13 protein-coding genes and 2 pseudogenes are annotated in these 15,495 nt (G+C 33.1%); 9 read left to right on the top strand and 6 right to left on the bottom strand.

Translation table 11 applies throughout. The features are described from left to right. Positions 1–159: 159 nt before the first annotated feature. The 4 genes from QS39_RS00585 to QS39_RS00600 form a co-directional block, all read right to left on the bottom strand. Positions 160–783, bottom strand: a complete 624-nt coding sequence (locus QS39_RS00585; RefSeq protein ID WP_077804325.1) for a TIR domain-containing protein — start codon at positions 781–783, stop codon at positions 160–162. Next, positions 783–2,216: an SIR2 family protein gene (locus QS39_RS00590; RefSeq protein ID WP_077804326.1), complete on the bottom strand. Its 1,434-nt coding sequence runs from the start codon at positions 2,214–2,216 to the stop codon at positions 783–785. Before QS39_RS00590 ends, QS39_RS00585 begins: the two co-directional genes overlap by 1 nt. A gap of 17 nt (positions 2,217–2,233) precedes the next feature. Continuing rightward, complete coding sequence (locus QS39_RS00595; protein ID WP_077804327.1) at positions 2,234–3,223, bottom strand: hypothetical protein; 990 nt, start codon at positions 3,221–3,223, stop codon at positions 2,234–2,236. Between the two features lie 743 nt (positions 3,224–3,966). Next, a complete protein-coding gene (locus QS39_RS00600) occupies positions 3,967–4,788 on the bottom strand; it encodes a hypothetical protein (RefSeq protein WP_077804328.1) in 822 nt (273 codons plus the stop codon). Between the two features lie 292 nt (positions 4,789–5,080). Between QS39_RS00600 and QS39_RS00610 the strand changes: the two genes are divergently transcribed. Continuing rightward, positions 5,081–5,320, top strand: coding sequence for a helix-turn-helix domain-containing protein (locus tag QS39_RS00610; protein ID WP_077805497.1), 240 nt, complete (start codon positions 5,081–5,083; stop codon positions 5,318–5,320). Positions 5,321–5,331: 11 nt separating this feature from the next. Further along, positions 5,332–6,544, top strand: a pseudogene (locus tag QS39_RS10960) (tyrosine-type recombinase/integrase). A gap of 388 nt (positions 6,545–6,932) precedes the next feature. On the opposite strand, the gene QS39_RS00625 reads toward QS39_RS10960, so the two are convergent. Continuing rightward, complete coding sequence (locus tag QS39_RS00625) at positions 6,933–9,560, bottom strand: SEC10/PgrA surface exclusion domain-containing protein (protein ID WP_077804331.1); 2,628 nt, start codon at positions 9,558–9,560, stop codon at positions 6,933–6,935. Positions 9,561–9,714: 154 nt separating this feature from the next. Here QS39_RS00625 and QS39_RS00630 point away from each other — a divergent pair, with 154 nt between their 5' ends. Then, entirely contained in the window at positions 9,715–10,050 is a 336-nt protein-coding gene (locus QS39_RS00630; protein WP_047206714.1) for a helix-turn-helix domain-containing protein, read from the top strand. Positions 10,051–10,080: 30 nt separating this feature from the next. Here QS39_RS00630 and QS39_RS00635 read toward each other — a convergent pair whose 3' ends face one another. Continuing rightward, entirely contained in the window at positions 10,081–10,647 is a 567-nt protein-coding gene (locus QS39_RS00635) for a hypothetical protein (protein WP_077804332.1), read from the bottom strand. 430 nt (positions 10,648–11,077) lie between these two features. Here QS39_RS00635 and QS39_RS00640 point away from each other — a divergent pair, with 430 nt between their 5' ends. The 6 genes and pseudogenes from QS39_RS00640 to QS39_RS10965 all read left to right on the top strand — a co-directional run bounded on the left by QS39_RS00640 (position 11,078) and on the right by QS39_RS10965 (position 15,401). Beyond that, complete coding sequence (locus tag QS39_RS00640) at positions 11,078–11,470, top strand: hypothetical protein (protein WP_077804333.1); 393 nt, start codon at positions 11,078–11,080, stop codon at positions 11,468–11,470. A gap of 168 nt (positions 11,471–11,638) precedes the next feature. Next, positions 11,639–12,121 (top strand): hypothetical protein, encoded by a 483-nt coding sequence (locus QS39_RS00645; RefSeq protein ID WP_077805498.1) that lies wholly within the window; start codon positions 11,639–11,641, stop codon positions 12,119–12,121. A gap of 1 nt (position 12,122) precedes the next feature. Further along, a complete protein-coding gene (locus QS39_RS00650; RefSeq protein WP_049524415.1) occupies positions 12,123–12,845 on the top strand; it encodes an ATP-binding cassette domain-containing protein in 723 nt (240 codons plus the stop codon). Between the two features lie 332 nt (positions 12,846–13,177). Continuing rightward, the gene (locus QS39_RS00655; RefSeq protein WP_077804334.1) at positions 13,178–13,807 is read left to right on the top strand and encodes a replication protein; all 630 of its coding nucleotides are present in this window, start codon (positions 13,178–13,180) and stop codon (positions 13,805–13,807) included. A 46-nt stretch (positions 13,808–13,853) separates the two neighbouring features. Continuing rightward, entirely contained in the window at positions 13,854–14,117 is a 264-nt protein-coding gene (locus QS39_RS00660; protein WP_049524413.1) for a helix-turn-helix domain-containing protein, read from the top strand. 66 nt (positions 14,118–14,183) lie between these two features. Then, positions 14,184–15,401 (top strand): annotated as a pseudogene (locus tag QS39_RS10965) (site-specific integrase). Positions 15,402–15,495 lie beyond the last annotated feature (94 nt).

The following is a 15,495-nucleotide window of genomic DNA, read 5'->3' on the forward strand; positions in this document are numbered from 1 at the left end:
ACCTTCCACACAATTTTATTATAGTCATATAAAATACATTCTAACTATGAAAATAGATTATACTTTAGAATCTATCCCGAGCATAACATTAAGAAGTAGAATTCAAAAATATATATCTAAATTCTGCTAAGGTCTCTCAAATACTTTCTACTTCATTCATCAATCCATTCTCTTCTTTATTTCAAACTCATCTAGTCGATTCCTTTTCTCTTTTGCATTATCAATATATTTTTTATAATTTCCTTTAAAATTCTCTAAACTCACCAAAGAAATATACGAATCATACTCATCACTATAAAGGTTATTACATGGATCTTTCTTAAAGTTAGATTTAATATTTAGCATATTCTTACGAGCTAAATTGTCAAAATATTTTAAAGTTCTACATGATTTAGTTTGTTGACAATAAGAACAATAGTGTGAACTGCTTTCTAGTATCATGTCTCTAGCATCATCAGTATACACAGCAACTACACCATTCGTTCTATTGTTAGTTCTATCTTCCAAAGAATATCTTAGTTCATCATAAAGCCAGTCATCATATTCCCCCCAGAAATTTTTGTTATAATCAACGGCTTTGGGTGTCAGCAACACTATTGTAACTGATGTGTCTTTTAGTTTCTCATACAAATAATCCTGAATAGATTCATCACTCATTTGACTTCTATCAACATCTTCTGATCTATTAATTACCTCAGTAGATTCATCAAATAACTCAACTAGTTCATCTTTAATCTCTTTTCCATCATTAAAACGAAATGAAATAAATACTTTTGTTGCCATTATCGTGTTCCTTTAATAATACTATTAATTGCAGAAAAAACTTTTTTTGAATCAGCTTCAGACTCTAATATATCCCAATAATTATCTAGATATCTAAATTTTTTCGATTCTTTCATCTCTTTAAAAATTCTTTTTGCAGTAAATCCTGTAGATGCTATTGGAATTATTATTTTTCCTGTTTTTTTAGCTATTTCAAATTCTTCCAACATGCCAGTTGCATCTACTATGTTTCCATTAGAATCTGCTTTATTACCAAATATAAATATGCATACTCCGGCCGAACTAATCATTTCTTTACGATTCTCCGTCCAACGTTCAGCTAAATTTTTTCCCCCAATCTCATATTGTGGAAAAGGGAACAAACCAAGATACTCATTTACATGTCTATATTTGCTTTCATAAATTTTATCAAGAGCTCCATTAATAATGCTACTCCCTATACCAAAACCAAATCCTGATATAATCTTATAGTTTTCTGAAATAAGAAAATTAGATAAATTATAACAATATTTATTTACATTTTCTTCACTCCAAGTTGTATTATATCCTGAAATACTACCTGAAATAAATATTGTTTTTTTCAAGTACTCCTCCTCAATTTTTAGTATTAATTGGGGTATTTCAGAGTACTCATCAACTAAAACTGTCTCTATACCATAACGTTTCAAGTCATTGATTTTTAAATCTTGTTTGATTAAAGCATAAGTAAACTCATCATTAATAACCTCTTCAGTTTTTCCTGGAGCATTAAAATCAGACTTTAAAACTTTCTTTTGAATACAAAAATGTTCTCTTGTATTTTCTTTTAGTAAAACATGTAATTTCCCTAAGATAGAATCTAAATTAGGATCTTCAAAACTAAACCCAACAAATAAAAAGGTTTTAGAAACCAAATCACCATGCAAAGCTGTTATAAATAATGAGTGATCATTACTGTATCTTGCATAATCATCCTTTGAAATGACAGCTTCTTCAGGTAACATTACATCTCCATGCATTTTATAAACCACCGCATCTCTATTAGGAACACTGTATGCTAAATTGGTCTCCTTCCTCTTTACATCAGCCTTACGATGGTTATTCTCCAAACCTTTTTCAATTACTGTATCATAATTAGTTGTCCAATAAGTTGAAATAGGAAGACGTGTTAACAGATTCATAACATCTGTTTCTGCCTCTTGGCTTAAAAAATTGTCGATTATTGCCTGATTAATATTCGCTCTGTGTCGTTTAGCATTGATATAATATTGAGTCACACCTATTAAGTCTGTTTCTTTCTCAATATCCAGCTTAATTTCTTCGGAGAACGGGCGTACTAGTTCTTTCCAATTAACAAAACCAGCGCTCACAGATGTTCCTGCACCTGCGAAAATAGCTGCGTTCCCTTCATGAATAGCTTTTGAAAACTCCTTTATAAATAGTTCCTTGTCCATTATAAATCCTACTCTTTCTAATACAGACTCCCATTTTTAATTCCCACAAGAGGTTGAAAATCTTGAATCAATTGACTTCTACTTTTTGATTGTTTATTCTGTCTAAATCTATCAATATAAAATCGACTTTCATCTAACCCATTTGTCTTATAGTCAAAAGTGCCAATTTCCCATGCACACCATTCCCGTATTTGCCTTTTACCTCCCTGAAGGGCTAATTCACTATTTAAAGTTCTTAGAAAAAGTAATTGATCAGACTTTTTAATTTCTTGAATTAGATTATCTTTAAGTTTTTTAGTTTTTGAATTTTTAGGTTGATGCATCCAATCTACGTATAAGTAAACATTTTGGTCATAAAAATATAAAAACAGCCCTAAAGTATATAATTTATCTACAAAAGCATGAGAAAGAAAAACTCGATTTTTGTTTTCTAAGTCTTTGTATTTATCATTTTCTCTAATAATTTTAACAATAACATCTATACCTATATCTTTAATTTTTTCATTTTGAAGTTCGGTAATAGTATCCAATACTTTCGAAATGATTCTTCTAATATCTATCTTTATTTTTCTTTTTTTATTTTCAATACTACTCCTTTTTTCAGCATTATTCTTAACTGATAAAGACTGTTCCTCCAATTTTTTTTCATTATTACTTAATAATTCAATCTCTGCCAGTAACTTCTCTTTCTTCTTTAACCATAATGAAATTTCATCCAACAACTTCTGAAGATCTTTATTATCAAAATTATCGACGAAATCAATAAGTTGAAAATATCGTAATTCATCCTGTAGTTTAAGAACAACCTCTATCAAATCTGTTTCATTTGAATCTAACAAAAATAAAATATTCTCAAGTTCCTTAACCACCTCATTTGAAAACTCAGCTAAGCTAGCGAATCTACCTAAGTCATTTTCTCTAAAAAATTTAATTACATACTCATCTAATATTACTCCCTTAGATAAATTTCTTGCCAACAGACTTTCTTCTGATACATTTCCTTCCATCGTATACTCCTTTTTACATTAGTAATAGAAATCTCTTAATCACAAACAGTATTCAGAATCCTTATATTTCATACAATAATTATATCATATAAATAAAATTCGTTATCATTTAACTTTATTTTTAAAGATTTTCCTTTGCAAATCTTAAATAACTAATGGATAATAAAAACTTTCCGAAAAATTTATATTTTCCTGAAAGAAGTTGATTGTTCATTATAGTACAAAACGTATTTTAATAAACACTCGTAGTGCGACTTTATTTATCATGAACGATTTTGAATATGGCTTACCTGTGACTTGGCTAGTATAATTTACCGAATCTTTAAATGAATCTTTAGATTTTAAAAAATTGATGTAACTTCAGATAGTCTAAATTTAATACCAAGTATAAAAAACTATAGACTAGATGATAAGATCAAGGACAATCTACCTAGCTTCCTGCCTTATGGTCAATTGAAAAGCAATAAAATTCGATTTATTTTAACTTAAACTACCCAGATGATTGTTTGGGCATAGTATCATTTAATAGCAGAAACTACATTAATGCAGACTTATTACAGTAATCTCATTAAGAAATGGATTAACGATGCTAAGATTATTGAAATGAAGTTTACCTATTTCTTCGTCAGATAACAAAAAAATATTTGAACCAGTAAGAATCTAACTTCAATCTTATGCAAAAGAAATCTAGCATACTAACGTTACTCCCAAAAATATGGTTAACTATCTCACTATTTATTGACCTATTCAGATTGGTCTTGATTTCTGTAATCTTCGTCTAAATTATAAATTTGTTTAGCTTTAAGAAATCTCTTATCATCAATTATTTTATTTCTATTTTCACACTCCTCTTTAATTAGATCAATTACTATTTTCGATATACTTTCAAAAATTTCTTTTTTAGTTTCATTATTAAATATTCTTGGAGATGTTTTTTTAGCAACATAATAACGATTACTATTTTTTATTTGTATCAAATCTAGAAGATCCTTAGACCGATCTTTATCAAATATAAACGGAATAAATTTACCTTCATCTTCCTTTTTACCTTTTACCATTGGTAAAAATGAGCCATCAGCCTTGCCAACACAGGTATATAAATTCACATTATCATGTTCAGAAATTGTCCCGTCACCTGGCAAGTCAGGAAGATGATATTTTACTACATTTTCGTTAAAAATTTGACTACAAAGATTCTCCTCGAAACGTTTATTTTTTGGGGGCCACTTATAGATTTGTTCAGCTTTTATGATTGTATCTATTTCAACTATTTCAGGGTTCTCTTTCGTTGGAGCAACAAATACTAAATAAACATCTTCTTTAATTCTTTGACGAATTTCTGGCGATAAAGCATGATTGGCATGACAAAAAGAATACAAGAAATTTTTATTCCAAATAAAAGGATCTTCATTATTTTTTTCATCTTTAAATCCATCAAAACTAATCTTGTATTTTTCTTTATCAATTACTAATTCTTGTTTCTGACGAATTGGGTGTCCAATAAATACAATGTTAAACTCATCATAATTTTTCTTTTTTTCATTGCTATTCCTAACAGTAGCCATATATCTCCTATCTTGCTAATTACATACTATAATTTTAATCTCCAATAGATATTCTATCACATTCATTAAAAGGATACTCGATACTGTCAATGTTTTTCTGGAATATTGAGAAATGCAAAAACACCTCGTACAATTCATACGAGATGTTTTCATTCTTCCCCTACTCTCTAAATCTCTTTCAATTTTTCAAGATAGGCGGTTAATTCTGCTTGGGCTTCTGGTGTTGTGCCTACTAGCTGGCTACGCATGTGTGCGAGTCTGGTTTCTACCTCTCCAATCTCTTTATCAATCTCTGCGAGCTGGTCGGCGAGGGGAACTACGGGTTCTTCCTCAAAAGTATTTCAAAGAAGGTATTGGAGCAGATAGTCCATTCCTTAATAAAAAGCAAACCTGTAATTATCTAAGTGTGTCCAATAACACTTTAGATATTTGGATTGCAATGGGACTACCATATATTAGAATCGGAAAATCTATTCGTTTCAGTAAAGAAAGTATCAATCAATGGATGACAAGATTTGAAATTAGTACTTAGATAGGAGAATCATGGGAATTTCAAAGACTAAAAACGGTTCGTTTAGACTAAGAGTTTATATACCTGATGAAGTTCAAGGAAAACTTGGTCTAGGAAAAAGATACGAAAAAGATTTAAAACTCGTAGAGAAGCAAAAGAAGCAGAAACAAAGTTAACTATTGATATTAAGAATGCTCGATTGGGTAGAGTCCCTGTTAATTCAAAGAATAAAGGTAATATCTTATTCAAAGACTTTTATAAAGATATTTGGCTGGAACCATACAAAGCAGGTCAAACTACCACTACATTAAAACCTCCTACTAAAGCAATCGTATTTCAAACAGAAAATATATTTAGGCTTCATATCATTCCAATTTTAGGTAATTACTCAATAGAACATTTGATTAATAATAAACAACTTGTACTATCACTACTTACTCCAAAAGCAAATAGTTATGCTAATTTCAAGGTAATTAGGAGCTATGTAAATTCTGTTTTCGATTGGGCTGAAGAGCTTGAATATATTCCATCAAATAAACTCCGAAAAACAATTAGTAGAATTAAAGCAAATAAAAAATTCTCCTTAAAGAGAGTAAACGTAAAGAAGATCTTTCTCTCGATAAAAAGGAGCTAAAATTATGCTTACAAGCTTTTGACACTGATTTAAAGGAAGGAATCATTGACCTAAAAGACTACACTCTCTTTTATACTACCTTCTTCTTATCTGACCGAAAATCAGAAAGTTATGCTTTGCAATGGAAACACATCAACTTTTCAATCAAAGAAATACTTATAGAACAAGCTTTAGACCGTTTTGGTAATGTAAAATCAACTAAAGGAAACAAAAAAACTCTTTTTAAAGCTCCAACTGAACTACTAGAAATACTAGAAAAATGGAAAATCAAACAACAAGAAAAACTGAAACTTTTTGGACTGCGACAAACACAGAAACAATTTGTATTCACATATAACGATCGAACCAATAACATCAATATTCCACTCCATACTGACTATCTGAATTATCGAATGAAATCAGTCAGAAAAAGACACCCTGAACTTGCTCCAGCATTCCCTCATAAATTAAGACATACAGGAGCAACGCTTGCTAAACAAGCAGGAATGAGCTTAGAAGCTATTTCTGAGGCTCTAACACACAGTGACACAGGAACAACAAAGACTTATATCAACACTTCTAATGTAGTTCCTATGGCAGTTGGTGAATTTGTTTTAAAGTCTCTAAAATAATGAGGTGAAAATATGGTAAATTTTGAGGTGAACTTTTCAAAAAATATAAAAAAGCACCCATGAGGTAAACTCTTGAGTGCTTTGAAACGTTGATATAATCGTATTGATTAACGTTTTGAGAATTGTGATGCTTTACGAGCTTTCTTAAGACCTGGTTGGGGCACCACTTATTTCATCTAATTTCAAAGTGCTTTAAAATCAACGTTTTCATAAGTTTTCAAAAAATAAAATTTCAACTAATTTCAATCAGTTTCATTAAAATAAGGTAAACTTTCATAAAAAATAAGCAAAAATCGAACCAGAATATCAAAAGCTTACCTTATATAAAATTTTTACATGTATACTAATTTGTTTCCATTAGAAAAGAGAGCCACCGCTCTCTTTCTTTTTATCTATTATATTTTCGTTTTCCTGCTAAAGCTAGTAGTCCAACACTTGCTCCAAGCAATGCTAAAAGTCCTGAATCCTTAGTTCCTGTATTTGGAAGTTGTTTCTTCAGTTCTGCTTTTGCATTTGTAGTTTTTGCAGGAGCTTGATATGTTTTATCGTCTTTAGTTCCCACTGTAGCCACGTTTACAGTCTTGTTTTGAGCCTTCCCATCCACAATATCAACTACTTTACTGTCAGCGTCAAGGACAGGTTTAACCTCCCCACCTGCTTTACGGATTGCATCTTCTTTGTCTTTCAAAGCTTGCAAGCGTTGTTGTTTAGCAAGGTATGCGTCATGGTCGGCTTTGAGTTGCTTGAAGTTCTCATACCCACGAGCCTCAACTTCTGCGATACCCTCGAGACGAGCCAACTCGTCCTTAGCAGTCTCCAACTCAGCACGGAGTACACCGAGTTTAGCATTAGTATCAGTAAGCTCTTTGTCCAAAGCCTTAAGGACTTCATCACGGTGTGTAAGAGCAAGTTCAAGTACTGTATGAGTGTCAGTAGCCTCTTTAGATGCTTCACGTTTACGAGCAAGGTCTTGACCAGCTGACTTACGAGCCAAGACTGCTACATCATGAGCTTTAGTAAGAACTTCCAATTCACCTTTAGCTGAGGTAAGAGCCTTGTCTGCATCTGATTGTTCAGCCTTAGCAGTCTCAAGAGCTGTTTTAGCTTCAGCAAGCGCCTTAGCTTTGTCAGTAGCATTTGACTTAGCTAAAGCAAGCGATTCCTTAGCAGTTTGCAAAGCTTTAGTGTCCTGCGCTAGTTTATCTTTAGCGTCAGCAAGAGCCTTTTCAAGTGCTGGAACATCAATCTTGTTACCTACCAAATCAGAGAGCTGTTTACGAGCATTAGCAAGTGCTGTCTCAGCGTTAGTGTAGGCAGTTTGGGCTGATTGGACGGCTGTTTTAGCTTCTTGAGAGGCTTTAACTGCATTATCATAAGTTGATTGAGCCAAGTCTAGTTTTTCTTGGAGTTTAGCAACTTTGTCAGCAGTGCTTGGAGCTGTTACGACTTTGGTTTTGTCGAATTTTGCATTTTCTGATATAACATTATCAGAAATCTTAGAGTACTGAATAACTGAGGTAAAGGTGTTGTTAGAACGGAAACCTAAACCTGTGTATTGCATATAACCCACATTGTTATTTTTAGGCAGTACCCCACTCAAGCTTGTAGCATGACCCCATTTAGCGTGAGAGTCGTTGAATAGCATAGACAATGCGTCATCATAAATACGGTTTTTAAGGTCTGCAACAGTATCTGTAGCTTCATCACTAAACCCTGCAAGCTCACCTAGTAGTACACCATTAGCTTTTCCTACCTCATCCAATGCTTTGAAGTCATGACCGTACTCTTTAGTAGATTTACGAGCAACTTCATCTGCAATACGGATTGAGTCTTCTGTTACCTTAACATCACCAGTACCAAACTGTTTACGGATCTGGTTAATAAGGTCTGCTGCAAATAATGATAACTCTTTACGAGTTTCGTAGTCAAGATTGTTAATATCTACCTTAGTGTTTTGGTCTTTCTTAGACGCTTTAGGGTAAGTTAAATCGTAACGGTAAATGTCTCCGTCCTTAGAATAAGTAATCTTTCCGAAGTTCTCATACTCTTTATAAGCAATAGCTTTAAGTTTGTCTGAAAGCTCTTGACTTGGGTTAGCAAAGTACTCTTTAAGAAGAGAAACATACTCTGAACCTAAGTTAATAGTATAGTTTCCAGCTTTTGAGTCTGCAAGCTCTTCTTTGGCACGGTCTAGGTCAGCCTTAGCTGTAGCAATAGCTTGGTCTTTGTTAGATTGGTCAGCTTTAGCACTAGCAAGGGCTGTAGTAGCTTGAGTGAGATTAGACTCAGCGCTAGATACCCCAGTTTGAGCGTCTTTGATAGCTTGGTCTTTATTAGATTGAGCTTTTTTACCATTATCAAGGTTAGTCTGAGCAGTTTCTACGGCTTGAGTGTCTTCAGCGACCTGAGTAGTAAGCGTATCTACCTCTTTTTCAAGTTGGGTGGTGTCAGTAGTAGATGAAAGAGCATCTACTTTTTTCTGAGCGTCAGCAACCTTGTTAGCCGTAGCTGTGGCAGTTTTCTCAGCATTAGATACTAACTTAGTCTGGTCAGCAACCTTTTCAGCAGTCGCAGAAACAGACTTATCAGCATCAGCTACAGTCTTTTCAGCCGTAGCAAGCTCGTTAGCCTTCTTGTCAGCTTCAGCCTTAGCCTCAGCTACCTTTTCAGGTGTAACAGACTTAGCCTCTTCTACCTTTTTAGTAGTGTCAGCAATAGTCTTTTCAGCATTAGCAATGTTTGCTTCAGTAGTTGAAACAATTTCTTTTTGTTTAGCTACGTCCTGACTAGCCTTATCAGATTCAGCCTTAGCCTTATCAACATCAGCTTGACTAGGAACTTTAGGGACTACCTCGTCCTGAGCAACTACCCTAGTTGCAGGCTCATTAACGGCTACCTCAGTCTCGTTAGCTGATACCGTAGTAGATACCCCAAAAGCTGTAAGTGCTAAAGTAGAAACGACTGCGCCAGTACGCAATTTTTTGATAGTGCCGTGACCTTGTGTGTTGAATTCCATCGTATAAACTCCTTTATGTCTTAAAAGACTGTTTTATAAATAATATTATACCATACTTTACAGTCTTTTAAATATTATTTTCGAAACTATTTCAGTCTTTTGATAATGATTTGTTTAATGAGATAAACTTGTATGATAGTTATGAGGTACTATCATGACGGAAAAAATAAATTTAAGAGAATTTGTTGCAAAACAAATCAGACTTCTAAGACTGAAAAGTGGGATGACGCAAGAATATCTAGCAGAAAAAGCTGATTTGGGTTTTAACTATATATATAGGTTAGAAAATAAACAATTAAACGTTAAGCTTGAAACCATTGAAAAAATTATACAAGCACTTGAAGTTGACATGAATACTTTTTTTAATATTGAAAATCAAAATCAAAGCGGAGAGTTTTCACAACTCATTGAAGATATTAGAAATCTACCGACAGAAAAAAGAGAACCTACTATAAAGGCTCTCCGAGATATATTAAAACAAATAAATTAAGCCAAGTATTTTTGAACTTGGCTTTTTAATTTAATTTTTAGTTTCTCTCTTTATATCATGCTCTGTTTTAGTCTGACTGTGAATAAATTTAGGTATATCTTCACCATTCAATGATTTCTTAGCATTATTGAATAGCCAATTTAGTAAAACAAATTTATCATAAGTTTTTCCAAATTTAATGTTAAATTCATTCATCCCCGCTAGTCCATTAGTTGCTTTTTCAATGCAATCCAATAAACCTAACTCTTCTAGACGTTCAACTAACATAAATGAATCTTCTTTTAAATAGTCGTTATATATCTCCCTTTGATATAAATCATTAGTAACAGAAAATCTTCGAATAATGTTAAAAATTTCGCTACTTTTTTGAGGCTTAATAGTGGAAGATTTTTCTCGATAATTTTTCTCATATCTTTTTAACTGCGAGAGCGATAAAGACCCTGCTGTTTTTGTATAAATATTGTATTCAAAATATTTTTCTAAAAAACGTTCTTGTGATAATTTATCTTTTTTTCTTTGTCTGTACAATATTTCAGAAATATTAGAAGAAATAAACTCATCTTGTATTTCTAACTTTAAATCTTCAAAATTAATCATATCTTACCTCCTTTTAAAAACATTATAGCACCTTTCAATAATAGTGTCAAAAAAAGGATTCTAACCATAAAATTAGAATCCTTTTTTAGTTATAAAAAAAATATAAAATAGTATCAAAAGTTAGATAAAAACTTTAAATGATAAGTTGTTCAATTATTAATATCCAAATCACTTATTAGAAACAATATACATAAAAAGCCAATTTAATTGAAAATATTAATCATAATTTATATATTTTACATAAAGAAGATTCTTTAAAGAATGGTGTCAAAAAAGAGACACCAACTATATTAATCCCTCACATTGCTCATGGAATAAAAAAAATATATACTAGTGTCATAAGTTAGCTAACTAATTCAAATATAGACCGTCCTATCATTCAAAGTTAAAATTGCTAGTCAGACGGAAGATTAGCAAAGGAGGCATTCATATGTCAAAAGAGAAAAAACTAATCGTAGGAAACTACAACAGCGCAAAATCATTCTTAGATGCTCATGTAGCTTCTACTAGCATACCAGAAACTATCAAAGTCGTTGACACTAGCAATGGCATCATCAACGAAGGTCAAGAAAATCAACGTGCGTGGGCATCTCTTACATGCGTAGATGTCGAACTCTATGAACAGTTCGCAAGCATTGAACAAGAAGACTACTGTCCAACTTTTAAAATCAAGCTGAAGAACTATCAAAACGAAAGTTTAGACAGTTTGATTAACTCTGATATCGTACTTAACAAGTATGACTTGTCATTTGTTCTTGACAAGTTGAAGCAACCGATCGGACTCGCTCTTGTCACTGAGCTTGCTGATATTTCATTAAAATAAGTGCTAAAAATAGTGAGTTATCATCTGCATTATGTAGATGATAACTACTCACTATATGACGAGGTAACATATATGTTGATAAAAATATCCTTTTATCTTATTCTTGCATTATTTGTATGGCAAGGTTTTAATACTCTATACATTTTTCTAAAACGACAGTTTCTCATTGTGTCAGATGAGGTTGTTAAGAGAAATGAAAAATTATGGGAACAATCTCTCTTATTGACAGGCAAGCAAGTTAAGATTATAACCACATTGTTCCGAAATGTCACTATTTGGTTGTTGAAGAAGAAAGCTGATGAACAATTACAAGCTCGAAAAACTACTATCTTACAAAATGTAGTCAATCATCTCAATCAAAACTTATCTCATGATTTACAGTTAAAAACTATAAATCCTGCTACCACTGGTGGTGTAGATATTTGGGTTTATCTTGCTAATAATCTTGACATAAACTCTCAAGAAGAGCTTGAAGATTATTTTATGGGGGTGTTGGCTAAATACACAAATGAATTTGCTCTTGACTATATGCACATAGAGATGAACGCTGGTGCTGGTTGGATTGCTAAATTCGATGTCAAAACAATTGAAGAGGCAACATACAATCGTATGGCAAGACAGACTGAAATCAAGCAAGAAGAGGACTTCTAATATGATTAAAAACGTTTTTGAAGTCAACAACAGAGGTCAACCCACTCCTGTTTCTATTGACATAAACCGATACCATGCCTGGATTATTGCAGGCCCATCAGGGGTAGGAAAGTCAACGTTCTTGCGCAGGCTGGTAGGATTGATTTCCTTTTATGACGAAACTGCTGAAGCATATTTCATGGATTTTAAAGCTGATGAAGATATGTTTTCAATGACCGGCAATCATGTTGCTAGAGGTTTTGAATGCCTTGAGTTGTTTGAGACTGTTTATGATCGCTTTCAAGCCAGACTTAATAAATCGGAAGAAAAAACTCATAATATTTATCTTATCTTTGACGAGTGGCAGGCATTCCTAGCTTATCTTGAACAAATTGATAAAAAAAAGCACAAGGAAATACTGTCTAAAATGCTAATGATGAATAGTATGGGCAGAAGTCTAGGTCATAGGCTAATCTTATCCAGTCAGCGGTTCTTATTAGTAGATTTGCCCGGACGATATAACTTTAACTGTGTTATATCTTTGTCTACTAGCTTTCTGCTAGCAGCAAACAACAGACAACTCCTTTTTCCTGATATGGAAAAAGATGAAGTTGTAGTAAAACCGAGAGGATATGGCTATTTCCAACTTGAGGGAGAACCTGTTAAGATGTTTCGTACGATTCAAGTAAGGGACGAGGAACGGTTAAATCAACGGATGCAGGAGCTATTTTCAAGATATAGCTAGCGATTTTTCTGCTACACTTGTTTGATGCGACACTGGCCTTACAAATAGTTTCATCGGTATAGGTGTCGGCACGACCTCATTAGCAGGAAAATGCCTATTCGCAAGGGCTTGAGGGGTGGAGATTTTTTAAGCGCAACGAATGCCAACGGCAGAGAGTGAAGCGCCAAAAAATACTACCCCATCCCTTGCTGAATTGGCAAGCGTTTTCGGTTCGATGGGGTTTCATCGGGCAGGAGAGGCTAGGGTTTGGGGCAAAGCCCCAAGAGAAGATTTATTGGGGTTACTACGACCCCCAATAAATCAATAATCAATAATCATAGAAAGACGATAAAATGGCTAAAGAAAAACGTTCAAATAAATGGGCATTCCTATTCTATAAGGAAAGTGCCCCAGAAAATTATTTAGAAATTCTCGAAGAGTTACACATTCCATTTATTCTAAGTCCTTGGCATAATAAGGACATTAACAGGGAAACTGGGGAATTTAAAAAATCGCACAAGCACGGAGTCTTATTTTTTGAATCGCTAAAAAGTTATTCCCAAGTATCAGAGCTTCTTACTGAGAAACTCAATACACCTTCCCACGTTGAAGTTGTCATGTCACCAAAAGGTATGTATGATTATTTCATACATGCAGAAAATCCTGAAAAAACTTTATACAATATAGAGGATATTGAATCAGGTTGCGGATTCGAACTTGATAAGTTCTTGATAGAGCAAAATTCAAATTTATTTCTAGAAACTGTTATCGATGTAATCACCGATAACGATTTTACCGAGTTCGAAGACTTAGTTCACTACGCTAGAAATAAAGATATTTCACTACTGGGATTAATAATTGAACGAACCTACTTTTTTACAAAATTTTTAGATTCTAGACGTTATAATCCCCAAAACAACAAAAAAACCTCATCAGAAGATACTTTGGCGAGCAATACTGATGAGGCAAATACAGATGATTAAAAATCAACTGATACTTCAATTATAGCACAATAGGGAGAAATAACTTATGCAAGTAATTCTACCAGACGAACAAGTTCAACAAATTCAGCACCTACTCGCTGAACTTATCACAAAAGAAATTGAAAAGAAACTGCACCATAGTAACCTTGAAAGCCCATTTTTAAACAAACAGCAGGCTTGCCACTATCTAGGCATCTCAAACAATACTCTAGATAGTTGGATCAAGAAAGGACTGCCTACAATAAAAATAGGCAAGACTATACGATTTAATAAAGAAGCCATTAATTCATGGCTTTACTCACAAAACTAGAAATATCTATATTTTTGTTTTATAATAGTCATGATATTTTCTGGTTCGATACACAAGGAGAATATCATGCCTATCAGTAAGACAAAGAACGGTACTTTTCGCTTAAAAATCTATATCCCAATAGAAGCACGAATGCCACTTGGTATCGTTAATAGCAACTATTACGATAAGCGATTTAAAACAAGGAAGGAGGCAAGACAAGCTGAGATAGACTTGCTTACCAAGTTAAATCAAATAGAAGAGAATGAATTTACAGGACTAGCAAAAGGAGATATTCTTTTCTCAGACTTCTATAACAATATCTGGTGGGAATCTTATAAAGAAGGACAAACTACATCTACTTCTAAACCACCAAGTAGGTCAACAGTTGCTAATACCAAAACCTGTTTTGAAAAACATATACTACCACTTCTTGGAAACTATACGATACAGTTTCTAAATCAAAACAAGCAGGTTATCCTAAATCTAATGACGTCTAAGGCTAATGAATATGCAAACTTCAAATCTTTACGTAGCTATGTGATTTCTATTTTTGACTGGGCAGAAGAACTTGAATATATAGAAGCTAATAAGGTTGCAAAAATATTAAGAAGAATAAAGGCCACTAAAAAGATTCAACTTGCAGAGTCAAAGAGAGAGGAAGATTTATATCTAACTCATGAACAACTCCAAGAGTGGTTCTCAGCATTTCAAGAAGATTTAGAGAATGATAAAATAACCCTTAAAGATTATGTCCTATTTTATCTCACTTTTTTCTTAGGCGATAGAAAATCTGAAACCTATGCTCTTCAATGGAAACATATCGATTTTTCAAAATCACAGATTCAGCTAATTCAAGCTTTAGATAGATATGGACAAGTGAAATCTACTAAGGGAAATAAGAAAACTATTTTCTCTATTTCTAATGACTTACTTCAACTCCTTACCTCTTGGAAAGAACAACAAAAATATGAACTGGCAAAATTTGGCATCATCAGTAATCCAGAACAATTTATTTTTACATATATCGACACAAAAGGAAACATCAATAAGCCTTTACATGCTGACTATCTAAACAACAAAATGAAAAGTATTAGAAAGCGACATAAAGAGCTGACACATGCTACACCTCATAAACTGCGACATACAGGAGCAACACTTGCTAAACAAGCAGGAATGAGCTTAGAAGCTATTTCTGAAGCTCTAACACATAGCGACACAGGTACAACATAGATTTATGTCAATACTTCTAATGTAGTTCCTATGGCAGTCGGTGAATTTGCCTTAAAGTCTCTAAAACAATAAGGTAAAAATAAGGTAAACTTTGAGGTGAACTTTTCAAAAAAACACGAAAAAAGCACCCATAAGGTAAACTTTTGAGTGCTTTGAAACGTTGATA

It is taken from the genome of Streptococcus mitis (genome assembly GCF_002005545.1).
GTDB classification, from domain to species: Bacteria; Bacillota; Bacilli; order Lactobacillales; family Streptococcaceae; genus Streptococcus; species Streptococcus mitis_I.